Consider the following 24,913-nt stretch of genomic DNA (forward strand, 5'->3'; position numbering starts at 1 on the left):
GGGCAACTGAACTGCTTAAGCGTTCTTCTGAGCGGCTTCCGCGAGCGCCTTGGAGGCGGCGCGGCCACGGGGCAGCTTGATGTCCTCCACGCTGTTGGGCTCCGCGTAGTCAGACCACTGGGAGGGACGGCGGTTGGTCTTCTCCAGCATGCGCAGCTTCTGGTAGTGCGCGGCGCAGTAGCCCTTGGTGCGGCTGGGCTTGCCGCAGCCCTGGATGGCGCACTCGCGGGCGCCGCCCTCCGCCGCCGCCGGCTTGCGGCCCCGGCGCTTGCCACCCGCCGCCGCCGCCGGCGCGCTCACCGCGGCCCGGCCCGCCGGACGACCCACGGGACGACGGCCGGCCTTGCCCGCCGCGGGCGCGTTCGCGCCGAAGAGGGGGCCCACCACCTGGGCCAGGGGCGCCAGCCGCTCGGCCACGCTGCGCAGCGCGTCCAGGTCCGCCGTCCCAGACTCCAGACGAGACACCACGTCACGCAGGGGCTTGAGCTGCACTTCAATCTCGTTGCGAATCATCTCGCGGAACGCCTTGTCAACTGACATTTCGACCAATCCTCGGTTTAAGGGGGGAGCATTGCCTTGGCGTGAACCGGCACGCCGGACTACCAATACCTTCCAGAAAGGCAATTGTCGAAGGAAGCGATAAAAAGTTGTGACGCCACTGCGTATCAGCAGGTGAGAAAGGCCCGGGAAATGGGGCTCTGCGGCGCTTTCAGGCGCTTCTCACGCATCCCAATGCAGGGGTTCCAACAACGCTCCGCGACTGGAGGCGGGGGGGTGCTGCGAGCGTTCCAGCAGTTCCTCGTACGTCAGTGCGAGGTCGTGTCCCAGTTCGTCCAATTCACCCGCATCCAGGGAAACGGACAGGCGTGGGAGCACTCCGTGTTCCGTGGCTTGCACATGCGCCACGACCAGGTCTTCCAGGGTGAAGAGGCGCGCCTGCCAGTCGACGCCGCGAGGCGTCAGCTCCTGCAATTCCTCCATCAGCTCGCGCAGGGTGAGGTGGTCCTCGGCCTCCTCGCGGGCGCGGGTGCGGCCCTCCACGCGCGTCAGCAGCGGCTGGACGCAGCGCTCCTCCAGGCGGGAGTGCAGGCGCAGGAGGCGGGAGAGGGCTTCCTGTTCCTGCGCCAGCTCCTCCCCGTCCGTCTCCGAAGCCAGCCGCGCCAGCAGCGCCTCCAGCTCGCGGTGTTGCTGCAGGAGGATGTCGAATGGGCCGGCCATGCCCTCAAGCATCGGCACGCCCCTGGAGGCAGACAACCGCACCCGTTCCCCACCGGACCACCGGAGTGAAAGGCAGCCTGCTGGCGTGCATGCCCCTTTCATGGTGACGGCGCCGGTGGAGCCCCTGCCCGCCTGCCTGGTGCCAGGGTGCCGGCCCGCGGGGGCGGCTGCATCTTCTGCTCCACCGTGGAAAACCCACTCACCAGCGTCCGACAGACCGTCTTCCGTTTCGCGGAGCGAGGCGCCGCCCTGTCCGCGCGCTACCACCGCGCCCGACTGATGGGGGCTGAACACCTGCCCAGGAATGGCCCCCTGCTGCTCGTGGGCAATCACGGTGTCTGGGGATACGAGACCCCCGCCTTCTTCCACCTCGTGCACCAGGCCACGGGGCGCTATCCGCTGGGGCTCGCGGAGCGGGGGTTCTTCAAGATTCCCCTCGTGCGCACGGTGTTGCCGTGGCTGGGCGGCGTGGAGGGGACGCGGGAGAACGCGCTGCGCTCGCTCCAGGAGGGACAGCTCGTCGTCTGTTATCCGGGCGGCGCGCGGGAGACCTTCAAACGCAGCCAGGGCCGCTACCGCCTGAGATGGGAGCGCGCGCTGGGCTTCGTGCGGCTGGCCATGCAGGCCGGGGTGCCGGTGGTGCCCTTCGCGGGTTTTGGAGTGGATGACACCTTCTTCTGGCCTCCGGACGAGGACCGCTGGTGCGTGCGCCTGGCCGCGGAGGACAAATACCGCATGCCCCTGGTGATGGGATTGGGCCCGCTCCCGCTGCCCGTGCAGCTCACCTTCGCCGTGGGTGAACCCCATGAACCGCCGCCGTCGGGTGCGTCGGAGTCGCGCGTGCGGGCCTTCCGCGACCGCGTGGCCGCCAGCGTCCGGCGCCTGCTCCTGAGGGCCTGTCATGCTTGACGCCGCCGCCACCACCGCCGCTTCGCCTCGCACCCGCGTGCCGCCGCTGGTGCCGGACGTGGAAGACATCCAGCAAGGGTATGAGCAGCTGGAGTGCGAGGAGCGCACCGTCCGGGGCACGCCGGTGCGGCTGTTCACCTTCCCCCACGGCAACAGGGATGTATCGCGCACGGTGGTCTGTCTTCCGGGCCTGGGCGCCAGTGGCCGGTCCTTCGCGCCCATGGAGCCGCTGGCCCAGGCGTGGAACCTCCTGTTGTGGACGCCGCCCCTGAAGACGCCCGCGACGCATACGCCGCTGCAATGGAACCTGTCGGTGCTCAACCACCCGGAGGCGCGGCTGCCGGAGCGCTTCGCGTTGATGGGGTCTTCCTATGGCAGCCTGGTGTCCATCGCGTATGCGTTGGAGCACCCCCAGCGGGTGAAGGCGCTGGTGCTGGTGTCGCCGGTGGCCAGCGTGCGCAAGGTGCGGCGGCTGGCGTTGACGTTGTCCACGCTGGTGCGCGCGCCCCGGCCGCTGGCGTATGTGTTCGCGCCCACGGTGGCCCGCGTGCTGGGCGGCCGGTGGCTGCCGCCGGAGGCGCGCGCGGAGATCGTCCGCGAGGCCCGGCGCCTGTCGTCGCTGGAGCTGATGCGGCGGCTGCGCGACATCCTGGCCGCGGACTTCCTGCACCGGCTGCGGGAGCTGCGCGTGCCCACGCTCATCATCGAGGGCGGACGCGACCTGCTGGTGCCGCCGGAGGCCGCGCGTGACGTGGCGGCGCACGTGCCGGGTGCCCGGCTGGAGTTCCTGGAGGCGGCCAGTCACCTGCCGTACATGAGCCACCCGGAAGCGTTCAACGCGCGCGTGTCCGACTTCCTCTCGCGGCACCCTGACTGAGCAGGCATTATCTCTATCGTCGGGGGAACATCCGTATGACGACCGCCGCCGACCAGCTGTCCCGCTCCGCGCTGTTGTTCCTGTCGCGCCAGTCCAACCTCAAGGACGTGGCCACGCGGCTCAAACCCTTTCGCGAGCTGGCGTCGCGCTTCATCGCGGGGGAGACGCTGGAGGAGGCGGTGGACGCGGTCCGTGCCCTCACGGCGAAGGGACTGACGGCCAGCTTCGACCACCTCAACGAGGCGGTGCGCTCCCCCCAGGAGACGCGCGACGAGGTGCGGCATTACCTGCGGCTGCTGGCGCGCATCGACCAGGTGGGCGTGAAGGCCAACGTGTCGCTGAAGCTCACGCAGTGCGGCCTGTTGTTCGACCGGAACCTGGCGCTGCAGAACGCGCGCGCGGTGGTGGCGGACGCGGCGGCGCGGGACTCCTTCGTGCGCGTGGACATGGAGGAGAGCGCCGTCACGCAGGTGACCCTGGACATCGTGCGGGACCTGCACTCGGAGTTCGGCGAGTCGCACGTGGGGGCGGTGCTCCAGAGCTACCTGCGGCGCACGGAGGAGGACGCGAGGGCCCTGTGCGCCGAGCGCGTCCGCATCCGGCTGTGCAAGGGGGCCTACCTGGAGGGTCCCGACGTGGCCTTCCCGGACAAGAAGGACGTGGACGCGAACTTCGTGCGCTGCATGCGCATCCTGTTGGACAGCGGCGTGTATCACGGCATCGCCACGCATGATGAGCGGATGATTGACGCCACGCTGGAGTACGCCGCGCGCCAGCATCTGCCCAAGGGCGCCTTTGAATTCCAGATGCTGTATGGCATCCGGCGCGACCTGCAGGAGCGGCTGGCGAAGGAAGGCCATCCGGTGCGTGTCTATGTCCCGTATGGGAAGCACTGGTATCCGTATTTCATGCGACGGCTGGCGGAGCGTCCCGCCAACCTGTGGTTCGTGATGCGCAACCTGATGAAGGGATAGGCCATGAGGAACCCCTACGCCGCCGCGTATGTCGCCGGGGCCGTGGGCACCGGTGCCCTGGGAGTGCTGGTCAGCGTGCGCAATGCCTCGCTGGGCCATCCGCCCCCCTACGCCGCGCGCCACATCGCCCGGCAGGTGCTGAGCCGGCTGTTCCGCCGGAGGATGTCGCGGCACGAGGCGGCGCGCTGGGCCTTCGCGCTGCGCGCGGGCTATGGCCCCCTGCTGGGGATGGGCTGGGGGCTGGTGCGGATGCGCATGTCGAAGTGGCCCCTGGTGAGCAGCGGCGTCCTCCTGGGCCTGGGGGTGCTGGCGTTCGAGCGGATGGCCTTCCCCGTCTTCAAGGCGACGGCGCTCGCGAACACCTGGTCGCGCGCGGAGCACGTCTGGCTCTTCGCGCAGACGGCGGTGTTCGGGGTCGTCACCGAGGCGACGATGCGCCAACTGGTAAAGGAGGAAGCGCCCGCGGGCGGGTGATCAACCGCCGGGGGGCTCCGGCGCGCGGTCCTGCTTGCCGCGTCCGCGCCGGGCCTTCTCGTGGGCCTGCTCCGGCCGCCCCTCCGCCAGCCAGGCGATGGCGTGGGCGGAGCTGGGGATGGTGAGCATCAGGAACGCGGCGACGAGCAGCCCCCGGAGCAGCAGCCAGCCCTCCCCCGTCGCCAGCGTGGCGCCGATGATGACCAGCGCTCCGCCGAAGGGGACCGCGCCCGCGGCGTGCACGCGCGTGAGCACCGAGGGCAGGCGGTACATGCCGATGACGGCGCAGGTGATGAGGAGCAGGCCCAGCGCCACCAGGCCGCCGGACACCCACTGCAGGAGGGCGGCCATCATCGGCGGTCCTCCTCGTCGTGGAAGGCGCGGCCGTGGTGCAGGTAGCGGGCGCCGGCCACGGTCTGCACGTAGGAGAGCAGGGCCAGCACCAGGGCCGCGTCCAGGTAGCCGGCCTCGCCGCGCGTGGCGCCGTACAGGCCCAGCACCGCGCAGATGGCCAGGCCCAGGGTGTCCACGGACATGAGCACGTCCGCGGCGGAGCGCTGGCGCGAGGCCAGCAGCACCAGCGCGCCCAGCAGGCCCACCATCCACACGATGGCCAGGGTGAAGAAGGTCTCGTGCATCGCGCCCGCCTCCCTAGGGGAACACCGCGCGCTGGTAGCGCTGGTAGAAGTTGTCCTGCTGCCGGAGCAGCTTTTCCGGATCCGACGCGTCCAGCGCGTGCACGCGCATCACGCGCTTCTCCCAGTCCAGCTCCAGCAGCACCGTGCCCGGGGCCAGGGACATGACCCACGAGGACACCTGCACGCCGCGCGCGGTGCGCTCGCCCATGGGGACGTCCACCACGCCCGCGCGGTCCGTCAGCTCGCGGCGGCCGAAGATGACCGTGAGCACCTGGAAGCAGCTGCGCGCCGCCAGCACGGCCAGCGCCCAGCCGAAGCGCGGCAGGTACAGCACGCGCCGCCACTGCTCGCGCGCGCTCACGCCGGGAGACAGGCCCGCCATGGGGAACAGGCGCATCACGCCCAGGGCCAGCGCCGCGCCCAGCGCGAGGTCCACCGGGTGGAAGCTGCCCACCATCAGCGCGTACAGGAGCGCCAGGGACAGCACGTGCGCGACGGAGCGCAGGCTCATGGCAGCGTCCCCAGTCCCTGGATGGCGTCGCGCCCCGCGCGCAGCAGCGGCTCCGGCCACAGGCCCGCGGCGATGAGCGCCAGCGACAGCGCGTAGACCACCGCGCCCGTGCCCCGGTGCAGGGCGGCGCCCTCCTTGAGCCAGCGCTCGCGCTGGTACGCGCGGAAGAGGGCCAGCAGGGACAGGGTGCTCGCCAGGACCACCAGCCCCGCGAGCAGCGCGTGCCCCTGCTCCAGCGCCGCCCGCAGGAGCCAGGCCTTGGCCCAGAAGCCCGCCGTGGGTGGCACCCCCGCCGTGCTGAAGGCCGCCACCGAGTAGGCCCTCCGTGCCCGCTCCCCTCCCCGGTCCTGCGCGAGGAACAGCGCGGTCTTGTCCACCGACCCCGCCAGCGCCAGCGCCACCGCGGCGCACAGGCCCTCGCGGCCATCCAGCCCCAGCGCCGCGATGATGAGCCCCGCATGCGAGATGGACGCGTACGCCAGCACCTCGCGCGTGTCCCGCCGGGAGAGCGCCAGCACGGTGCCGTAGAGGATGCTCGCCGCGCCCAGGATCTCCAGCAGCGGCCGGGCCTGCGCCAGCACCTGCGGCATCACGTCCACGCCGAAGCGCAGCAGCCCATAGCTGCCGATGTTCGCCAGCGCCCCCGCGAGCAGCGCCGCCACCGTGGGGCCCGCGTCCCGGTACACCGCCGGCGCCCAGAAGTGGAACGGGAAGAACCCCAGCTTCACCCCGAACGCGCAGAGCAGCAGCGTGCCCGGCACCACCAGCGCGAACGGCGGCCCCGCCTGTCCCCACGCGATGATGGACAGCATGTCCAGCGTGCCGGTGGTCAGGTACAGCATCACCACCGCCGTGAGGAACAGCGTGGACCCCATCAGGTTCACCACCACGAAGGTGAACGCGGCGCGCAGGTTCCTCGGCTTCTCTCCGTACGACGCCAGCCCGAAGGCGGACGTCATCGCCAGCTCGAAGAAGACGTAGAAGTTGAAGGCGTCCGACGTGAAGAACACCCCCGTGAGCCCCGCGCCCATGAAGACCACCAGCGCGGGGAAGCTGCGCGACGTGATGCCCCCGGCCACGTGCTCGTACACGAGCGTGCCCAGCAGCACCGCCGTGGACACCAGCGCGAACACGATGGAGAGCTGATCCGCGCGCAGGCGGATGCCCACCCCCACCGGCCAGTCCCCGGAGATGAACTGGGGGGCCTGCGCGCTCCAGGCCTGGGGCAGCAGCCACGCCGTGCACCCCAGCGTCCCCGCGAGCCCCGCGATGGCCAGCCACGCCACCCACGCGCGGCGCCCGTCCAGGAACGCCAGCACCGTGCCCAGCACCCACGGCAGGAGCAGCGGTCCCCAGAGCGGCATCAGTGCCCCTCCCCCTTCTCCGTGGCGTGCAGGCGCTGGAGCTCCGCCTCCACCAGCCGGTCCGTGCGCAGTGAGCCGTGCGCCCGCTGCGTGCGGTGCACCAGCGTGAGCAGCAGCGCGGACACCGCGAAGCCGATGACGATGGCCGTCAGCGCCAGCGACTGGAGCACGGGGTCCGTCACCGGCCAGCCCTTCTGCACGCTCAGCGCCTCGCCCCGCTCCGGGAAGGAGCCCGCGAGGATGAGCAGGACGCTGGAGTTGGTGATGAGCACCGTGCCGCACGCCACGCGCACCAGCTCGCGCTCCAGCACCATGCGCACGCCGCACGCGAACAGCAGGCCCACCGCCAGGGACGCGATGAGGATCATGGCCCGGACTCCTCTTCCGTTTCCGTTCCCGTGCGCAGGGCGAAGCGGTCGATGACGGTGACCACCAGCCCGAAGACGATGAGCATCAGCCCTCCCTCGAAGACGAGCGCGGTGTGCAGGTGCAGCCCTCCCACGCCGATTTCAGGCTGGTCCGGGCGGGGGAAGAGGCTCATGGGCGTGTAGCCCGCGAGCACGGGCACGAACGCCGTGCCCACCACGAGCAGCAACCCCACGCCCGCCAGCGGCGCCGCGTACCGCACCGCCACGAAGCGCCGCGCCTGGTCGCGGCCCGCCGTCACGTACTGCAGCAGCACCGCGAGCCCCGCGAGCGCCCCGGCCGGAAAGCCGCCGCCCACCGACGCGCCGCCCTTCAGCCAGAGCGAGAGCGCGATGATCAACGACGGCCACAGCAGCAGGCGCGACAGCGGTGGGACGAAGGAGATCATGGCTTTTCAGCGCCTCCCTTTCAGGCGCAGGAGGCTGGTGACGCCCAGCAGCGCCGCCACCACGACGGTCATCTCCCCCACGGTGTCCAGGCCACGGAAGTCCGTGAGCACCGCGGCGACGACGTTGGGGGAGTGCGCGGCCTTCGCCAGCTCCACCGTGCGGGCGCCCACGCGGTCGGCCTGGAGATGGGACAGGGCGCTCCAGCTCAGCAGGAAGGCGCTCGCGCCCGCGACCGTGGCGGCCAGCCGGTCGCGGCCACGCGGCTGCTGGGCCTCCTCCTGGGCGCGCTGGAGGCGGTCCCGGGGCAGCAGGGCCAGCAGGCCCGCGAAGAGCAGCGTGAAGGTGGTCTCCACTAGCACGGAGGTGAGGGCCACGTCGGGCGCGGCGGCGAAGGCGAACACCATGGCCAGGCTGAAGCCCACGCAGGAGATGAGCAGCACCAGCCGCAGGTGGCCCTTCGCGCGCAGCGTGGCCAGCGCGGCGGCGGACGCGAACGCCAGCGCCATCACCAGCGTCACGTCCGCCCAACCCACGGTGCCCACCTTGAAGCGGTCGCGCAGCGGCGTCACGCCCAGCACCGTCAGGCCCAGCAGCCCCGTGGGCACCAGCACGGAGGCCACCCGGTCGCGCAGGTCGCGCACCTCCTTCTCGTGCAGCCACGTGGACAGCCGGTCCAGCTGGAGCAGCAGCAGGCGGTAGACCTTCTCCGGTCCGACATGCGACACGCCCGTCAGCACGCGGCCGAGCGCGGGCGCCCACGCGCGGTGCGTGGCGAAGAGCAGCGCGCCCAGGAGCCAGGCCCCCACCGCGAGCAGGTTCTCCGCGCGCGCGTCCAGGTGGTACGCGAGCTCCAGCGTGGAGGGCTCGCCGCGCATCGCCTCCGCGGCGGCGCGGGCGGGTCCGACGAGGAGCCCCGGCAGCACGCCGCCCAGGAGGATGAGCCCCGCGAGCACGACCACGGGCGCCACGAGCAGCCGGGGCGCGGCGGGCACGTCGCGGCGCGGCCCGCCGAAGAGGCCCCACCACAGGCGCAGCGTGTACGCGAGCGTCAGGCCCGCGCCCACGAGCCCGGCCGCCATGAACGCGGGGCCCGCTTTCGCGAGCGCGTGGAAGAACACCTCGTCCTTGAAGAAGCCCGCGGTGAGGGGCAGCGCGGAGAGCCCCGCCGCCGCCACGGCGCTGGCGCCCGCGAGCACGGGGAGCGCTTGGCGCAGGCCGCCGACCTCCGACAGCTTCTTCTTGCCGGTGACCTGGGTGACGGCGCCCGCGGTGAGGAACAGGGCGGCCTTGCACGGGGCGTGGACGGCCACGTAGAGCGGCGCGCCCTCCGAGCCCAGCGCCACCAGCACCAGCGCGTAGCCGTACTGCGCGATGGTGGAGTACGCGAGCACGCGCTTGAACGGATCCGCCACCAGCGCCATCAGGCTGCCCATGCCCATGGACAGGAAGCCGATGGCGAGCAGGCCGTCGCGCACGTGCGTGGCGGGGGCGAACAGCGGGTAGAGGCGCTGGAGGAGGAAGACGCCCGCGGCGACCATCGCCGCCGAGTGCAGGTACGAGGACACGGGCGTGGGCGCGGCCATGGCGCGCGGGAGCCAGAAGTGGAACGGCACCTGCGCGCTCTTGCCCAGCGCGCCCACGGCCAGGCACACCAGCGCGCCGGTGGACGCGGGGCTCTGCGCGGCGCGCTCGATGACGAGCGGCAGGGAGAAGGTGCCGTACTGGAGCCCCAGCGTCATGGCCCCCGCGAAGAAGACGACGGAGGTGGCGCCGGTGAGCACCAGCGACAGGAGCGCGGCGGCGCGCGACTCGGGGTCCTCGCGGTCGAAGCCGATGAGCAGGTACGAGATGATGGTGGTGAGGTCCAGCGCCACGAACAGCAGCAGCAGGTCATCCACGGTGACGAGCAGCACCATGGCGGCCATGAACGCGAGGATGAGCCCCTGGAAGCGCACCTCGTCGCCCGGGGGGCGGCCCTCCTCCTCCAGGTGGTGCGGCATGTACGCGCGCGAGTACAGGACGACGAGCGCGCCCACGCCGAGCGCCATCGCGCCATAGAGGCCGGACAGGCCGTCGCGCGTGAACTCCAGCGACAGGCCCCAGCTGGGGGCCCAGGGCAGCACGAGGCGCGCGGGCCCCTGCGTCCATTCATGGACCAGCGCCCCCAGCGCGGCGAGGGCTCCCGCGGCGCCCATCCACGCCGCCGCGCCCGGACGCCACCGGCCCGCGACGTACGCGAGCGGCGCGCACGCCAGGGCCAGGAGGATGGGCAGGAGGGTGGGCATGGGCGAAGGAGCCCACGTTAGGAGTGGCCCGCCGACGCAGGCACACAACCGTCAGCCCCACGCGCGGAGCGTCACCCCGAGGTCACTCGTGGAGCAGGCGCCGTGCGCTGGTGGACAGCCCGTTCCGCTCCCGGGGCTCAGGTCAGCAGCTTCTCCAGCACGGTGAAGAGCCGCTCGCAGTGCGCTGAACGGGCGCGAACGAGCGCTGGGTCCACCTTCCCCAGCAGGTCCGAGCAGTGATGAATCTTGTGGTACTCGCCCTTCTGCGTCGCCTTCGTCGCGCTCACCAACGCAGGTTCGAGTGCCACCTTTGGGATGGTCTCCACGTTCGTTGCCTTGGGCAAACGACCCACAGCGAAGTTCTTGCCGTAGTACTGCTGGAGCGTACCCAGGTCGGCCATGAGCCATGCCTCGACGGTCTGGACCATCAACTGGCAGGAGTCGTCCGTGGCGCCCCTTGGACGCGGCCATGGATCCCGCGTCGCGAGATGGGCCCAGGGCGGCTTGCTCACAGGGCCCTCTGAATCCACAAGCAGGATGTTGAACGCGGAAGGATGGTCCTTGAGCGCCTGCTTGAAGCCCTTGAACGCGGCGTCACGCGGTCCACACATGACGAATGTCCATCGGATGTTGCGGCTTCGGCCTCGATCAACAAGGTCACCGAAGAACCTGCCGAACCCGATTCGAAGCCGCTCCTTGCCGTAGCGGGTATCTCCTCCGCCCTCGATGTAGAGCCGGATCTCCTTCACCAACGGTTCCCCCCCAACTCGCCCATCCTCCACACCTCCCCCAGCCCGTACTTCTTCAGCCACTCCGAAAGCTTCGCCTTCTCCAGGCGGCGCAGCGTCGTCCCGTTTCCATCCCTTTCGCAGACGACGACGGCTTCCGGAACCTCCGACAACGCGGAAATCAGCGTCTCCGAGTGCGTCGTCACGATGAGCTGCGTGCGGGTGCTCGCCTCCACCAGCAAGCGCCCGATCTCCGGAAGGATGTCCGGATGCAGCCCGAGCTCCGGCTCCTCGATGCAGACCAGTGGCGGAGGCGTTGGATGGCAGAGGAGCGTCAGCAGGCACAGGTACCGCAAGGTGCCATCGGACAAGCGCGTCGCCGGCACGGAGGCGTTCAGGCCTTCCTCCTGAAAAAACACCTGCGCGGTCCCTCCTGAAATGCGGACTGAGTAGTCCATGACACGTGCGTAGAGAAGCTTCAGGTTCTCCAGCAGCAGCTTCTTCTTGCCCCTGGCTTCCAGGTCACTAAGGACCAGACACAGGTTGCTCGCGTCCTCCAGCAAGAAGTCCCCCGGCAGATCCACCCGTTGGGGAAGCCGTGGCGGCGTGTACCGCCCCATGTTCCATTCGCGGTGCAGCGAGAAGCGGCTCAACAGCGAGTTCACGTACGTCAGCTCTGGATACACGTCCGCATCGCGTCGCTGGGAGAGGATGGACTGCACGGAACTGACTGCCTCCCGCTGCAAGACCCGGCGTTGACGCCCTGTCGCGGATCCCGGCTGAGCCTCGACCTTCAAGCGGGCATTGATGGCCGGCTTTCCAGCCTGGTACCGGTAGAAGAAATAGGGCTGGGTCAACTTCTTCTGAGGACGCTCATTTTCAATGAGCTCATCGACCAGTTCCAGGTGCTGGCCCGCGGCCGTGAATGCCAGCTGGTAGCGCAGCGGCATGACGCCCTCCGGGTAGTCCAAAACAACTTCCAGGCTCGCAGTGGGTGGCCCGGACTCTGTTCCTCCCTTCCACACCCATTCCGTGACGCCCCCACCTTCGCGAATGGGCGCAAGGAGATTACCGGGCGTCGCTCGCAGCAGGCCTAGCGCCTCGATGAGGTTGGACTTTCCAGAAGCGTTTGGGCCGATCAGGACGTTGAGCTCCCGAAGGGGGAACGCTTCAGAGTCAGGTCCGAAGGAGAGGAGGTTCTGGAGGCGGATGCTGCGCAGCATCCGGCCACTCTACCTGGGACTGGACAGCGCAGGGCTCGTTCTGTCTACAGCGTGTCCAGCAGCTCCCGGCACTCGCGCCGCCAGTGGAGCGCGGTGGCGGGGACCTGGTGCACGCGCACGGAGCCGTCCGCGGGCTCGCGCGACAAGAGGCGCACCTCTTCCGGACGCACGTGCTCCAGCAGGTCCGGCGAGTGCGTGGCCAGCACCACCTGCACCGGCTGGCCTCCCGTGGACTCGCCGCGCGTCATGGCGCGCAGCAGCTCCAGCACCTCGCGCACCAGGCCCGGGTGCAGGGCGCGCTCCGGCTCGTCCAGCGTGAGCAGCTCCGGCAGCGGCCGCTGGTAGGGCAGCACCAGGAACGCCAGCAGCCACAGCACCCCGTCCGAGACGTGCTCGGGGCCGAACCACACGTCCGGGCTCCAGCGGTCGCGGAAGCGCAGCCGGAAGGAGCGGTCCTCCAGGTCGCGGGACACGTCCACGTCCGACAGCGACGGCACCCGCTTCGCCAGCTCCTGCGAGATGACGTCGCGCGTGGACATGGGCAGCGCCGCGAAGACGCTCGCGAGGTTGCCGCCCTTGCGCTCCAGCCACGTCGCCTTCGCGGACGAGCCCCCCGCGCGCAGCGCCTCCATGCTCAGCGACAGCTGCTGCGTGGAGTGGCCCTGGCCGGGCAGCGTGTCCATCACGCTGAACGGATACTCCACGCGCGTGCGGTCTCCGTGCGCGTACGTCCACTCGATGCGGAGCGGACGCGACTCATCCCGCCGCCAGAAGTCCGAAGGCTCGTACGCGAGCTGGTGCTGGAGTCCCTCCAGCAGGGCGGTCTTGCCGGAGGCCGAGGGCCCCACCAGGACGGTCATTGGCTCCAGGGCGAGCTGCACGCGAAGCAGGCACCGGAAGTGCTCGAAACGGACGGAGGCAATCACGCCCGAAGCCTAGCGGCCTCCCCCCAGGGGCCGTCCATGGCTCCGCCCCGACCCATGTCTCGACGCAGGGTGTCCTCCACACCCTCCAGGCGGCCCGTCCCGCGCGTCTTCGCCGGGAGTGAAACACACCCACTCTCCGCATCGCTGCGAGGTGGCTCCGCTTGCCGCGCCGCGCTCAGGACCGCAGCGCGCGCTCACGCACGGACACGGAGGCCGTCATCACCGACGCCGCGCCCACGTACACGTCCACCGGCGACAGCGGCCCCGCGCCCGGCAACGCCGCCAGCTCGCGCACCACCGCCTCCTGCCCGTGACACGCCATGCCGCGCTCCATGCAGTCGCGCAGCGCCGCCTGGAGCCACGCGGCGGAGTCCGCCTCACGCGGCGCGTCCAGCAGCGCCCCTCGCAGCACGTCCCGCAGCGCGGGCGACACGCCCCCCAGCGCCGCGTCGACCCCCGCGGCATCCTCCGGGACCGCCGCGTTCCCCGCGACCAGCTCCAGCAACACCCGTCCCAGCGCGCGCACGTCCTCCCGCGCTTCCACCGGCGAGCCCACCGCGTCCTCGCGGACCGGCAGCTCCACCACGTCCGGCCGCGACGGCGACGTGAAGCGGCGCAGCAGCGCACGCGCGGGCCGCAGCCCGAAGTCCGTCAGCGTCACCTCGCCCCGGGGCCCCACGCGGATGCGGTGCGAGTGCACGTCCCCGTGCACCACCTGCGCGCCATGCGCGGCCCGCAGCGCGCCCGCGATCTCCGCGCCCACGTGGCACACGAACGCTTCCGACGGCCGCCCTCCGCGCCCCATCACGCGTCTGCGCGCCGTGGCCAGCGAGCAGCCCGGGACGTAGTCCGACACCACCGTCAGCGTGTCGCGCACGTCCACCTGGAAGCCGTGGAGCCTCGCGATGCCCGGGTGCCTCAGCGGCACCGCCTGCGTCAGCGCCTCCTCCAGCGGACGGCGCGTCTCCGGCGCCAGCCCCGACGCCAGGAGGAACGTCTTCACCACCAGGGGGCGCGCTTCGACGGGGCCCTGCTCCAGCGGCCACACCAGGGACACCCACTCGCCCAGCGGGCCCCTCCCCAGCGGATGCAGGGGGGCGAACGCGGGCAGCCGGGAGGCGAACGGAAGCACGGACATGGCACCCTCCAACCCAACACATCCAACCCGGGACGTCAACCAGCGCCGTCCTACGTCCCAGGTCCTGCGGTCCCCGGCACCCGGGCACACGGCCCGGGGTGCCAGGAATGGCCCGAGGCTAGAAGTAGCCGCCGACCGTGGTCGTGATGCCGATGGTCACGTCGTTGCCGGAGAAGTTGCCCTGCTCCGAACCCAGGCTGCCCACGCTCTGGCTGATGAGCGCGCGCACCTGCGGGCCCGCGCCCACGAAGAAGTGCGGCGAGACGTGGAACAGGATGGGGGCGTTGAAATCCAGGACGAAGTTCACGTCGCTGGAGCCCGGCACGTGGGCGAACTGCACGCCGAAGCCCGCCTTGGGCCAGAAGGACACGCGCTCGTTGAGCGGCAGGTGGTAGCCCACGCGGCCCAGCACGCCCAGGCCCACGACGGTGCTGTCACCGAAGCCGAAGGCCACCAGCGCGGACGCGCCCACCGACAGGTTCTGCTGGAGGAAGTAGTCCGCGGACGGCTCCAGCCGGACCAGGAACACTTCCGAGGCGGTGTTGTAGCCCAGGAAGCCGTTGAGCTCCTGGCTGATGACGACCTGGCTCGCCTGGCCGAAGTCGGACGCCTTGCCGGGATCGCTGTTCAGGTTCGGCTCTTCCGCGGCCACCGCCTGCGACGACACCGCGAGACCCGCCACCAGCGCCAGGCCCGTCCACTTGCTGTTTCCACGCATCGAGGTTTCTCCCCACGTTCGCGCCCGGCCGACCCTTCCCGGTGCGCATGCGGGGCCCCTTCTAGCCAAAGCCCGCCGCAACGCGAGGATGTTTTCCCGCCTCCCCCCCACTTCGTTGACACCCCACCATCCGCGCCGCGATCAGGAAAATCCTGATCGCGCCCTCTCTCCACGGGGGATGAGAAAGAGAGAAGCCCGTGTGGCCTCCCCGTCCACGGCGCACCGGACGAACCTGTCCGACTGTCGGACAGGTTTGGAGCACCACGGCCGGCGGGAGGCGCCCGGTTCAGCGCGCCGCGCGCACCAGGCCGCGAGCGCCCAGCACCGCGCCGCCCACCACGCCGCCCGTGAGCGCCGCCAGTCCCAGCGTCGCGGTGATGCGCTTCCACGCGGGCGTCGGCGGCACGCTGCCCCGGGGGCCCACGCCCTCGGCCACGGGGCTGAAGAGGTTGCCCTCGGGCCGGTGCAGCGGCGTGCCCGTCGTCTGCATCCGCGCGCCGAAGCGGGAGAGCACCGCCTTGCCCACCGACGGCGCCACGCCGTTGAGCCACAGCATCAGCCGCCCCTGGAGGAACGCCGGCACCGACGTGCGGCCCGGCCGCTTCGCCAGGCGCACCACCGCCTTCGCCACCAGGTCCACGTCGTACGTGGGCGGCACCGGCACGGGCTTCTTCCCGAGCATCGTGGGCGCGTGGTCGAACATGGGCGTGGACACGGACGGCACCAGCACGTTGGACACCTGGATGCCCGTGCCCTTCAGCTCCAGCTCCAGCGACTCCGCCCACCCCAGCGTCGCGTGCTTCGCCGCCGCGTACGCGGACAACAGCGGCGCGGACCCGGACGACAGCATGGACTGGATGTTGAGCAGGTGGCCGTGGCCCTGCTTACGGAAGTGCGGCAGCACCGCGCGCGCGAAGCGGAAGTAGCCGAAGCACGCCACGTCGAACACGCGCGTGATGTGCTCCCAGGGCAGCTGGTCGAAGTACCCGTAGGACTGCACCGCCGCCGCGTTCACCAGCAGGTCCACGCGGCCGTAGTGCGCCACGCACTCGCGCACCACGCGCTCCACGTCCTCCGCCACCGTGACGTCGCCTTCACACACCAGGCACTCGCCGCCCTTCTGGAGCACCTCCACGCGCAGCCGCTCCAGCGCCGCCTGGCGCCGCGCGGTGACGCACAGCCGCACGCCGGCCTCCGCCAGGCGCAGCGCGGACTGCCAGCCCACGCCGCTCGACGCGCCCGTGACGATGGCCACCTGCCCCTTCAAGTCCTCGTGACGCGCCATGCGCTTTCGCCCCTCCTCGCGAAGAGGTGGGGCCTCCGGGCGGGCTTCGCACGAGCCAGGCCCCGAAATCCGCCGCGCATCCCTCCCTCGCCCGGCCGCCCTGCGGGCCGGGGGGCAGGACGCCCAGGGGCTTCAGGACCAGGAGACGTCGTAGACGGCGTCCACCAGCGACTGCGCCTTGCCGCGCACCTGCACGTCGTGCACGCCCGTCACCTCCAGCGCGGACTGGAGGATGCCCTCGTTGTAGGCCACCGGCATCAACGAGCGCTTCATGATGACCCGGCCCGACGTGGGCCCCGTCCACTCCACGGTGCGCTCGCCGAAGTTCAGCGCCGTGCGGTAGCCGGAGTGCATCAGCTCCAGCAGCCGCTTCGGGTCGCCTCCCGCCTGCTGCACGAAGTCGCGCGCGAACATGGAGTTGAGGAAGTCCAGCATCGCCTGCGTGCCAATCTGCCGCTGCGCCGCCTCATGCCCGCCGACGAGCGACGAGAGCTGCTCGGCCGCGACGTAGGACAGCCGCAGGAAGCGCGGGAACGGATAGGTCTGCATGGGCATGAAGTCAGCGGTCTCGCCCACCTGCTCCAGACAGCGCGTCACCGCCTCCGGTCCGCCCAGGAAGCGCACCGCGTCCAGCACGCCCAGGAAGAACAGGCCGCGGCTCGTGTCCTCCGGCGTCGTCGCGGCGAGGCGGGCCTCCAGGTCACGGGCGACGTCCTCGGGGAGATTCAGCGCGCCGTGCGGCATCAGCGTCGTCCTTTGAATGAGGGGGAATGGGCCAGGCGGGGGCCTGACGGGGCGCGAGGATTCCACAGGTCCCGTTCCATCGCGAGTCCTGGATGGCCCCGCCTTGCGCCACGCGACACATGTCTCACGACGTGGGAGGTCCTTCCGGGTCTTCCCTGGATGGAGGCAGGAAGCGGCGCACCACTTCCATCAGCGGATCCACCGCCACGGGCTTGCGCAGGTAGGCCGAGGCGCCCGGCGGATGGAAGGGGCTGCCGGACAGCACGATGATGGGCACGCCCTCCAGCATGCGTTCCTCGGACAGCCGCGCGAGGAAGGCCTGTCCGTCCATCACCGGCATCATCAGGTCCAGCATCACCAGCCCTGGACGGGGATGGGACTTCAGCCAGTTCCATGCGTCCTGACCGTGGATGCATTGCGCGACGCGATAGCCCTCCATCTCCAACAGCGTCGCGACCGCGTCCCGGATGTCTTCCTCGTCCTCGATCAAGAGGATGAGGGGGGCACTGTCTGTCATGCAGTGTCTCCACTCGCTCTCCGCCACGTCGTCCGGCCGTCACGTGGCTGTGGGTCGTCCGGCTCCTCCTGAAGGCACGGAAGGCCCACGGAGAGGGTGGAGCCGGACGAGGCGTTGGCACCGTGGAGAAATAACGGCTGGAGCCCCCCGGTCTGATTTCGCGTGCCGTGCATTTTCATGCCTGCCCGCCTGCTCTGACCCCCGCTTCGCGGTCGCAGGCCTTCGCGGCACTGGCCTCCCCCGCCGCACGTCCCCATCTTGTGGGTCGGGGTTCCACGTGCGCGTCCCCTCTGGAGAGGAGCGGCCTTGAAGTTCCGCGACCTGTTGAACGGCTGGCCCGTGCTGCGGCAGCTCGCCCGGGGGGACGGGCGGGCGCTGGGGGACACGGCGATGACGGCGCGCAGCCGGTCGCTGGAGCCGCGCACGAAGTCCGCGGATGCGGTGGTGAAGTCCATCTGCCCGTACTGCGCGGTGGGCTGCGGGCAGGAGGTGCACGTGCGCGACGGGCGCATCCTCGACATCGAGGGTGACCCGCATTCCCCCATCTCACGCGGCAGGCTGTGTCCCAAGGGGGCCGCGACCTTCCAGTTGGTCACGGGAACGCAACGCGTCCAGCAGGTCCTCTACCGCCGCCCCGGTGGCACCGAGTGGGAGCCCCTCCCGCTGGAAGAGGCGATGGACAAGGTGGCCGAGCGCGTGAAGCGCACGCGCGACGCGACGTTCCAGCAGCGTGACGCGCAGGGCCGGTGGGTGAACCGGACGCTGGGGCTGGCGCACCTGGGCGGGGCCACGCTGGACAACGAGGAGAACTACCTCCTCAAGAAGCTGTTCAGCGCGCTGGGCGTCGTGCAGGTGGAGAACCAGGCTCGAATATGACACGCGTCCACGGTGCCCGGTCTGGGCATCACGTTCGGCCGCGGCGGCGCCACGACGTTCCAGCAGGACCTGCAGCACTCGGACTGCATCCTCATCCAGGGGTCCAACATGGCCGAGTGCCATCCGGTGGGCTTCCAGTGGGTGATGGAGGCGAAGGCCCGGGGCGCGAAGGTCATCCACGTGGACCCGCGCTACACGCGCACCAGCGCGGTGTCGGACCTCTACGCGCCCATCCGCGTGGGCACGGACATCGCGTTCCTGGGCGGGCTCATCCACTACGTGCTGGAGCACGAGCGGTACTTCCGTGACTACGTGGTGCAGTACACCAACGCGGCCACGCTCATCCGCGAGGACTTCGTGGACACGGAGGACCTGGAGGGGCTCTTCAGCGGCTTCCAGGCGAAGGAGAACCGCTACGACATCCACAGCTGGCAGTACCAGGACGTGCCCGGCGTGGTGCCGGCGGCGGGCCACAAGGAGCTGACGGACGAGCCCGGCGCGGGCGGCGGCGGACACGAGCACCAGGCGGACCTGGACGACCGGCACCGCGACGAGACGCTCCAGCATCCCCGGTGCGTGTTCCAGCTGCTCAAGCGCCACTTCTCCCGCTACACGCCCCAGGTGGTGTCCCAGGTGTGCGGCGTGCCGGAGGAGCTGTTCCTCCAGGTGGCCCGGACGCTGTGTGACAACTCCACCCCGGAGCGCACCAGCGCGTTCTGCTACGCGGTGGGCTGGACGCAGCACTCGGTGGGCGTGCAGTACATCCGCACCGCGGCCATCCTCCAGCTCCTGCTGGGCAACATCGGCCGGCCGGGCGGCGGCATCCTCGCGCTGCGCGGGCACGCGTCCATCCAGGGCTCCACGGACATCCCCACGCTCTACGACCTGCTGCCGGGCTACCTGCCCATGCCGAACGCGGCCAGCACCCCGGGCGGGCTGGAGCACTACATCCGCAACAACAAGTCCGGCAGCGGCTGGTGGTCGGAGTTCCCCAAGTACGCGGTGTCGCTGCTCAAGGCCTGGTTCGGGGACAAGGCCACGAAGGACAACGACTACCTCTTCGCGCACCTGCCCCGGCTGACGGGGAACCACTCGCACATGCGGACGGTGGCGGACATGGCGGACGGGAAGCTCCAGGGCTACTTCGTCATGGGCGAGAACCCCGCCGTGGGCAGCATGAACGGGGCGCTCCAGCGCAAGGGGCTGCGCAAGCTGGACTGGCTGGTGGTGCGCGACTTCACCCTCATCGAGACGGCGGAGTTCTGGCGCACGGCGCCGGAGGTGCGGTCCGGGCAGGTGCGGCCGGAGGACATCCCCACGGAGGTGTTCTTCTTCCCGGCCGCCGCGCACACGGAGAAGGACGGCAGCTTCACCAACACGCAGCGGCTGCTGCAATGGCACCACAAGGCGGTGGAGCCGGCGGGGGACACGCGCAGCGAGCTGCACTTCGCCTACCACCTGGGGCGCAAGCTGCGGCGGCTCTACGCGGGCTCCACGGACCCCAAGGACGCGCCGCTGCTGGATTTGACGTGGGACTACCCGACGCACGGGCCGCACGCGGAGCCGTCCGCGGAGGCCGTGCTGAAGGAGATCAACGGCTACACGGTGGCGGACGGCAGGCCGGTGGAGGGCTTCACGGCGCTGAAGGACGACGGCTCCACGGCGTGCGGCTGTTGGATCTACTCGGGCAGCTACAAGGACGGCGTCAACCAGACGGCGCGGCGCAAGTCCGGGAAGGAGCAGACGTGGGTGGCGCCCGACTGGGGCTGGGCGTGGCCGGCCAACCGGCGGATGCTCTACAACCGCGCGTCGGCGGACGTGGACGGCAAGCCCTGGAGCGAGCGCAAGCGCTACGTGTGGTGGGACGCCGGCCAGAAGCAGTGGACGGGCGAGGACGTGCCGGACTTCATCGCGGACCGGCCGCCGGAGTACCGGCCGCCTCCGGGCGCGACGGGGCTGGAGACGCTCGCGGGGAATGATCCGTTCCTCCTCCAGGCGGACGGCAAGGGCTGGCTCTTCGCGCCCAGCGGGACGATGGACGGGCCGCTGCCCACGCACTACGAGCCCATGGAGTCGGTGGTGCCCAACCCGCTCTACGCGCAGCAGTGCAACCCCACGCGGGTGGAGTGGCGGCGCAAGGACAATCCCTATCACCGGGCCTGGGACGACCCGCGCTACCCGTACCTCGTCACGACCTACCGGCTCACCGAGCACCACACCGCGGGCGGCATGTCGCGCTGGCTGTCGTGGCTGAGCGAGCTGCAGCCGGAGATGTTCTGCGAAATCTCTCCGGAGCTGGCGCGGGAGAAGGGGCTGAAGAACGGGGACTGGTGCACGCTCGTCACGGCGCGAGGGGACATGGAGTGCCGGGCGCTCGTCACGGAGCGCATCCGCCCGCTGAAGGTGAAGGGGCGGCAGGTGCACCAGATTGGCCTGCCGTACCACTGGGGCGTCACGGGGCGCGTGCGCGGCGAGGGGGCCAACGAGCTGACGTCGTTCGTCGCGGATCAGAACGTGGACATCCAGGAGTCGAAGGCGTTCACGGCGGACCTGCGCGCGGGGCGGATGCGTTCCGGGGAGCGGGCCGCGGCGGGAGCGGCGCCGCCTCCTCTCACGGTGCCGGAGTTGCCGCGCGACGTGACGCCGCCGCAGGAGACGACCGACCACGTGGAAACCCAGGACTCCGAGGGGAAGGGATAGGCGCATGGGGAGCCGCAAGGGGTTCTTCACGGACACGACGCTCTGCATCGGCTGCAAGGCGTGCGAGGTCGCGTGCAAGCAGTGGAACCAGCTTCCGGACGACGGCTTCCACTTCACGGGCATGTCCTACGACCAGACGGCGCACCTGGGCGCGTCGACGTGGCGGCACGTGGCGTTCGTGGAGCGGCCGGTGCCGATGCCGGGGCAGGCGTCGGGCGCGGGGGACTTCTCCTGGCTGATGATGTCGGACGTGTGCAAGCACTGCCAGCGCGCGGGGTGCCTGGAGGCATGTCCCACGGGCGCCATCGTGCGCACGGAGTTCGACACGGTCTACGTGCAGCCGGACGTGTGCAACGGCTGCGGCTACTGCGTGTCGGCGTGTCCGTTCGGGGTGATTGACCGGCGCGAGGACGACGGGCGCGCGTGGAAGTGCACGCTCTGTTACGACCGCATCGGCGACGACCAGACGCCCGCGTGCGCGAAGGCGTGTCCCACGGCGTCCATCCAGTACGGCGACCTGGACGAGCTTCACGCGCGAGCGGTGACGCGGGTGCGCGACCTGCATGACCGGGGCGTCACGGACGCGTACCTGTACGGGAAGGACGCGGAGAACCAGCCGGGCACGGGTGGGCTCAACGCGTTCTTCCTGCTGCTGGACAAGCCGGAGGTCTACAACCTGCCGCCCGACCCGGTGGTGCCGACGAAGAAGGCGCCGCGGTCGTGGGCCTCGGTGGCGATGGGCGCGGTGGGCATGGTGGCGGTGGCGCTGGGCGCGGTGGCGTTCGGGCGGGAGGGCCGAGGATGAGTGACGACACGCTGCTGGACCGGCTGCAGCGCAAGGCGGACGGGCGGAACATCGATTCGCGCGCGGGCATCCTGGAGGGCGAGGGCGCGCAGCAGCGGGTGAAGGACCCGGAGCCCGCGAGGCACGGGGCGGAGGTGCTGCCCACGGTGCCGTCGAGGTCGGGGCCGGACAGCGCGGGGGCTCCGAGCTACTACGGCATGCCGGTGTTGAAGGAGTCGCTGTGGATCTGGACGGTCCCGGCGTACTTCTACGTGGGCGGGGTGGCGGGCGCGGCGAGCGTGCTCGGGGTGACGCTGGAGTCGCTGGGCGGGCGGCGGCTGCATCGGCTGGCGGAGCGCTGTCACACGGTGTCCACGGCGGGCGACCTCGTGAGCGCGGTGCTGTTGATCCACGACCTGGGCCGGCCGTCGCGCTTCCTGAACATGCTGCGCGTGTTCAGGCCCACGTCCCCCATGAGCATGGGTTCGTGGGTGCTGGCGGGTTCGGGCGCGGTGAACTCGGCGTCGTGGGTGCTGCGGCGCAGGCCCGGGGTCCTGGGAGGACTGGGGCGTGCGGCGGGGTGGATGGGCGCGGTGTTGGGCCTGCCGCTCGCGGGGTACACGGCGGTGCTGGTGAGCAACACGGCGGTGCCGCTCTGGCAGCAGGTGGGGCGCACGCTGCCGTTCTTCTTCATGTCCTCCGCGACGGCGAGCGCGGGGAGCCTGTTGTCCCTGTTCCCGCACACGGCCGCGGAGGAGCGCGTGCTGCGCCGCTTCCGCATCGCGGGCAAGGTGGCGGAGCTGTTCACGCGCGAGGCGGTGGAGCTGGAGGCGCGGCAGGTCGCGGAGGTGGGCAAGCCGCTGCGCACGGGAGCGTCCGGAGCGCTGTGGATGCTGTCGCGGACATGCTCGATGGCAGGGCTGGTGGTGGACGTGCTGCCGGGGCGGTCGCGGTGGAAGCAGGTAGCAGCGGACGTGCTGTCCACGGCGGGCGCGGTGGCCGCGCGCTACGGAATCATCCAGGCGGGCAAAGCGTCCTCGAGGAACCCGCAGGCCACGTTCCAGGGACAGCGACAGGGACTGGGTGCGGCGCAGGTGGAGGGGAACACGGAGGCATCAGATGGAAAGCCCCTGAGCTTCCCGTTGCCCGTGCTGGGGCAGGGCGCGGCACGCACGGCACCCCGGCCGGAAGCACCGTACGCACGGTTCATGGTGACGCAGCCGGACCCGTGACGCCGCTTCCACGGCCTCCTCACCCCACCTTGCACTGATCGACGCTTGCCACGAAGCGCGTATAGGATCCGCTCTTCGCGGCGGGCTTCCTGGCCAGCCCCTTCTCTCGCACCGCCTGAGCAATCGCGGGTGAGTCTGACTCCTGGTAGGTCTGGAAGCTTTTACGCTTATCGGGCTTGAGGTCCTTGGGAACTACCCGCTTCTTGAGTTCCTCCTTCGCGTCCTTGAGCCGTCCTACATCCTTGCCGATGTAGTCATCGGGAGCGCGCCAACTCTTGGGGCGAACGGCCTGGACCGCATCGGGCCACATGAACCACCACGCCTCCAGTTCCCATGCAGGGACGACCGCATGGGCCGGGCAGCCGGCTTGCTGCATGGCTTGCTCGATTTTTCTGCAAGCCTCTTCATGTTTCGGCTCGAGGTCGTCGCAGTCTTCGTGAGCAAAAACGCAAACGATGTCTTGAGTGGCTCGGCTGATATCCACAACGTCCGCGATCTTCTTCGCGCGCTCCGGAACGTCCTCAGGCCGTGCGTTCTTGATCAGGACCAAAGGGTCCCTTCGGGTCTGGACCTTTCCGACGAGGTCCCCCCGAAGAGCCACGATGAGTTCCTTGAGTGACTTCCTGTCGTTCTCGCTCTCACCGAAAACCAGTATCTGCTGGGGCCGCTTCCCCTTGGCCTTTTGACGAGAAGCCTTCTTGCTGCTCACCGGGGAACGCCTCCGAGAGAACCGGTGAACCACAACTCCCCCAGCCCCATCCGGCCGTTGGCCCTTTCCTCCATGGCCCGAACATCCTCCGGATCTGCTGCGGGAATGACCGACTCCCCAGTCTCCGTGTTGCGCTCACAGACAATGAGCTCGTCCGCACTCAACCTGTTGACGAGGGATGGCGAGTGGGTCGCGATGAGGAACTGCGTTCGCTTCGAGGCCGCGCGCAGGAGATCCACGAGCCGGTCGAACACGTAGGGGTGGAAGCCATGGTCGATTTCCTCCACACAGGTGAGCTGGGGTGGCTGGGGGTCGTAAAGCAATGCCAAGAAAGCCAGCGCACGCACGGTGCCAAACGAAGCTTCGGCCAGCGTCGTACGTCCCCTCAGACCCGACTCCTCCAACTCGATCGCGACTGCTTCCTCGGCACCGCCCACATTCCGGAAGTGGATGCGCACGAGGCCTGGGACGATGACCCGAGCGTCATCCTGGAGACGTTCAAAGTTCTCCTCGTCCTGGCGCAGGTAATTGAGGAACGCCGCGAGATTGCTGGCATCCGCCTGCAGCGTGGGGGTGGCGCTCACCGCCGAAGGGAGCCTCGCGGCGCGAGCATCCACATCAAAGACTCGGAAGGTGGAGAACAGCTCGGCGACCTTTCGCACCTCGTCGCCTCCGGAGGAGGCTGCCAGTCGCGGGAGGGTTGAAAGGCCGAGCGAATCACTACGGAGGGAGGGCCCACTTTTCGTGGTCGTCTTCTCTCCGTGGGTTTCACGTAAGTCCACCTTGGAGCCGCTGATGGTGATGCGCCGTCCCCGACCCTTAACCCGTTTGAAGGTGAACTGCTCATTTCGCTTGAGGATAAGGCCGATCCTGGTGCCCTCCGGAGCCCTGATGCGCCCTCTCATGCCAGAGATGCTGAGGACGTACTCGTCCGGAGCATCCTCATGCGAATGAGCAGTCACCTTCGCCTTCACATGGACGCGGATGCGCGGGTCGGCGGGGCTACTCGCCGTGTTCTCCCCACGGAATTGGACCCTCCACAACCCCCCACGTTTATCCAGCGCTGGCCGCAGGTCCTCGCGTACCGAGTCACCCAGGAACTGGAGGAGGTCCAGCAGGTTGGACTTGCCGCTTCCATTCGGGCCAACCAAAACGTTCAGCGGGCCGAGCCGCACGGTGACGTTCCGCAGGCTCTTGTAGTTCTTCACGGAAAGTTCGAGGAGCGGCCTCATGCCGTGCGACTTGACCATGATGCGCTCAGTGCCTCA

At 70.2% G+C, this 24,913-nt stretch carries 26 protein-coding genes; 7 read left to right on the top strand and 19 right to left on the bottom strand.

Annotation, left to right across the window (positions count from 1 at the left end; all coding sequences use genetic code 11):
* Nucleotides 1–15: 15 nt before the first annotated feature.
* Both NR792_RS26805 and NR792_RS26810 read right to left on the bottom strand, forming a co-directional pair.
* Nucleotides 16–540, bottom strand: coding sequence for a cell wall protein (locus tag NR792_RS26805; RefSeq protein ID WP_375755537.1), 525 nt, complete (start codon nucleotides 538–540; stop codon nucleotides 16–18).
* Between the two features lie 180 nt (nucleotides 541–720).
* Nucleotides 721–1,218, bottom strand: coding sequence for a hemerythrin domain-containing protein (locus NR792_RS26810; protein ID WP_375755538.1), 498 nt, complete (start codon nucleotides 1,216–1,218; stop codon nucleotides 721–723).
* A 186-nt stretch (nucleotides 1,219–1,404) separates the two neighbouring features.
* On the opposite strand from NR792_RS26810, the gene NR792_RS26815 reads away from it, so the two are divergent.
* From NR792_RS26815 to NR792_RS26830, 4 genes are read left to right on the top strand one after another with little or no spacing between them, the layout of a single operon-like run.
* Complete coding sequence (locus NR792_RS26815; protein ID WP_375755539.1) at nucleotides 1,405–2,127, top strand: lysophospholipid acyltransferase family protein; 723 nt, start codon at nucleotides 1,405–1,407, stop codon at nucleotides 2,125–2,127.
* On the top strand, nucleotides 2,120–3,004 hold the full coding sequence (locus tag NR792_RS26820) for an alpha/beta fold hydrolase (protein ID WP_375755540.1): 885 nt from the start codon (nucleotides 2,120–2,122) through the stop codon (nucleotides 3,002–3,004). Before NR792_RS26815 ends, NR792_RS26820 begins: the two co-directional genes overlap by 8 nt.
* Before the next feature lie 35 nt (nucleotides 3,005–3,039).
* Nucleotides 3,040–3,978: a proline dehydrogenase family protein gene (locus tag NR792_RS26825; RefSeq protein WP_375755541.1), complete on the top strand. Its 939-nt coding sequence runs from the start codon at nucleotides 3,040–3,042 to the stop codon at nucleotides 3,976–3,978.
* 3 nt (nucleotides 3,979–3,981) lie between these two features.
* Nucleotides 3,982–4,452 (top strand): hypothetical protein, encoded by a 471-nt coding sequence (locus tag NR792_RS26830; protein ID WP_375755542.1) that lies wholly within the window; start codon nucleotides 3,982–3,984, stop codon nucleotides 4,450–4,452.
* On the opposite strand, the gene NR792_RS26835 is transcribed toward NR792_RS26830, so the two are convergent.
* The 15 genes from NR792_RS26835 to NR792_RS26905 form a co-directional block, all read right to left on the bottom strand.
* Nucleotides 4,453–4,806: a cation:proton antiporter gene (locus NR792_RS26835; protein WP_375755543.1), complete on the bottom strand. Its 354-nt coding sequence runs from the start codon at nucleotides 4,804–4,806 to the stop codon at nucleotides 4,453–4,455. It abuts the gene before it with no gap.
* The gene (locus NR792_RS26840; RefSeq protein ID WP_375755544.1) at nucleotides 4,803–5,090 is read right to left on the bottom strand and encodes a monovalent cation/H+ antiporter complex subunit F; all 288 of its coding nucleotides are present in this window, start codon (nucleotides 5,088–5,090) and stop codon (nucleotides 4,803–4,805) included. The genes NR792_RS26835 and NR792_RS26840 overlap by 4 nt, the downstream gene beginning before the upstream one ends.
* 13 nt (nucleotides 5,091–5,103) lie before the next feature.
* A complete protein-coding gene (locus NR792_RS26845) occupies nucleotides 5,104–5,601 on the bottom strand; it encodes a Na+/H+ antiporter subunit E (RefSeq protein ID WP_375755545.1) in 498 nt (165 codons plus the stop codon).
* Nucleotides 5,598–6,965: a complex I subunit 5 family protein gene (locus NR792_RS26850; protein WP_375755546.1), complete on the bottom strand. Its 1,368-nt coding sequence runs from the start codon at nucleotides 6,963–6,965 to the stop codon at nucleotides 5,598–5,600. The genes NR792_RS26845 and NR792_RS26850 overlap by 4 nt, the downstream gene beginning before the upstream one ends.
* The gene (locus NR792_RS26855; protein ID WP_375755547.1) at nucleotides 6,965–7,333 is read right to left on the bottom strand and encodes a sodium:proton antiporter; all 369 of its coding nucleotides are present in this window, start codon (nucleotides 7,331–7,333) and stop codon (nucleotides 6,965–6,967) included. The genes NR792_RS26850 and NR792_RS26855 overlap by 1 nt, the downstream gene beginning before the upstream one ends.
* Complete coding sequence (locus tag NR792_RS26860) at nucleotides 7,330–7,779, bottom strand: MnhB domain-containing protein (protein WP_375755548.1); 450 nt, start codon at nucleotides 7,777–7,779, stop codon at nucleotides 7,330–7,332. Before NR792_RS26860 ends, NR792_RS26855 begins: the two co-directional genes overlap by 4 nt.
* Before the next feature lie 6 nt (nucleotides 7,780–7,785).
* Complete coding sequence (mbhE, locus tag NR792_RS26865) at nucleotides 7,786–10,065, bottom strand: hydrogen gas-evolving membrane-bound hydrogenase subunit E (RefSeq protein ID WP_375755549.1); 2,280 nt, start codon at nucleotides 10,063–10,065, stop codon at nucleotides 7,786–7,788.
* A 137-nt stretch (nucleotides 10,066–10,202) separates the two neighbouring features.
* A complete protein-coding gene (locus NR792_RS26870; RefSeq protein ID WP_375761699.1) occupies nucleotides 10,203–10,814 on the bottom strand; it encodes a DUF4276 family protein in 612 nt (203 codons plus the stop codon).
* Complete coding sequence (locus tag NR792_RS26875; protein WP_375755550.1) at nucleotides 10,811–12,016, bottom strand: AAA family ATPase; 1,206 nt, start codon at nucleotides 12,014–12,016, stop codon at nucleotides 10,811–10,813. Before NR792_RS26875 ends, NR792_RS26870 begins: the two co-directional genes overlap by 4 nt.
* A gap of 44 nt (nucleotides 12,017–12,060) precedes the next feature.
* On the bottom strand, nucleotides 12,061–12,942 hold the full coding sequence (locus NR792_RS26880) for an AAA family ATPase (RefSeq protein ID WP_375755551.1): 882 nt from the start codon (nucleotides 12,940–12,942) through the stop codon (nucleotides 12,061–12,063).
* Nucleotides 12,943–13,117: 175 nt separating this feature from the next.
* Entirely contained in the window at nucleotides 13,118–14,080 is a 963-nt protein-coding gene (locus tag NR792_RS26885; RefSeq protein ID WP_375755552.1) for a protein kinase, read from the bottom strand.
* A 118-nt stretch (nucleotides 14,081–14,198) separates the two neighbouring features.
* Entirely contained in the window at nucleotides 14,199–14,798 is a 600-nt protein-coding gene (locus NR792_RS26890; protein WP_375755553.1) for a hypothetical protein, read from the bottom strand.
* Nucleotides 14,799–15,084: 286 nt separating this feature from the next.
* A complete protein-coding gene (locus NR792_RS26895; RefSeq protein ID WP_375755554.1) occupies nucleotides 15,085–16,083 on the bottom strand; it encodes an SDR family NAD(P)-dependent oxidoreductase in 999 nt (332 codons plus the stop codon).
* Between the two features lie 132 nt (nucleotides 16,084–16,215).
* Nucleotides 16,216–16,827: a DUF2378 family protein gene (locus tag NR792_RS26900; protein WP_375755555.1), complete on the bottom strand. Its 612-nt coding sequence runs from the start codon at nucleotides 16,825–16,827 to the stop codon at nucleotides 16,216–16,218.
* A 124-nt stretch (nucleotides 16,828–16,951) separates the two neighbouring features.
* Nucleotides 16,952–17,344: a response regulator gene (locus NR792_RS26905; protein WP_375755556.1), complete on the bottom strand. Its 393-nt coding sequence runs from the start codon at nucleotides 17,342–17,344 to the stop codon at nucleotides 16,952–16,954.
* Nucleotides 17,345–17,650: 306 nt separating this feature from the next.
* Between NR792_RS26905 and fdh the strand changes: the two genes are divergently transcribed.
* From fdh to nrfD, 3 genes are read left to right on the top strand one after another with little or no spacing between them, the layout of a single operon-like run.
* Nucleotides 17,651–20,920 (top strand): formate dehydrogenase, encoded by a 3,270-nt coding sequence (gene fdh / locus NR792_RS26910; RefSeq protein WP_375755557.1) that lies wholly within the window; start codon nucleotides 17,651–17,653, stop codon nucleotides 20,918–20,920.
* A 4-nt stretch (nucleotides 20,921–20,924) separates the two neighbouring features.
* The gene (locus NR792_RS26915; protein ID WP_375755558.1) at nucleotides 20,925–21,725 is read left to right on the top strand and encodes a 4Fe-4S dicluster domain-containing protein; all 801 of its coding nucleotides are present in this window, start codon (nucleotides 20,925–20,927) and stop codon (nucleotides 21,723–21,725) included.
* A complete protein-coding gene (gene nrfD / locus NR792_RS26920) occupies nucleotides 21,722–22,936 on the top strand; it encodes an NrfD/PsrC family molybdoenzyme membrane anchor subunit (RefSeq protein WP_375755559.1) in 1,215 nt (404 codons plus the stop codon). The genes NR792_RS26915 and nrfD overlap by 4 nt, the downstream gene beginning before the upstream one ends.
* Before the next feature lie 19 nt (nucleotides 22,937–22,955).
* Here the strand turns inward: nrfD and NR792_RS26925 are convergent, their stop codons facing one another.
* Both NR792_RS26925 and NR792_RS26930 read right to left on the bottom strand, forming a co-directional pair.
* Nucleotides 22,956–23,645 (bottom strand): hypothetical protein, encoded by a 690-nt coding sequence (locus NR792_RS26925; RefSeq protein ID WP_375755560.1) that lies wholly within the window; start codon nucleotides 23,643–23,645, stop codon nucleotides 22,956–22,958.
* Nucleotides 23,642–24,895: an AAA family ATPase gene (locus NR792_RS26930; RefSeq protein ID WP_375755561.1), complete on the bottom strand. Its 1,254-nt coding sequence runs from the start codon at nucleotides 24,893–24,895 to the stop codon at nucleotides 23,642–23,644. The genes NR792_RS26925 and NR792_RS26930 overlap by 4 nt, the downstream gene beginning before the upstream one ends.
* Between the last annotated feature and the right edge of the window lie 18 nt (nucleotides 24,896–24,913).

The sequence above is a fragment of the Corallococcus exercitus genome, from assembly GCF_042231735.1.
Taxonomy (GTDB): Bacteria; Myxococcota; Myxococcia; order Myxococcales; family Myxococcaceae; genus Corallococcus; species Corallococcus exercitus_B.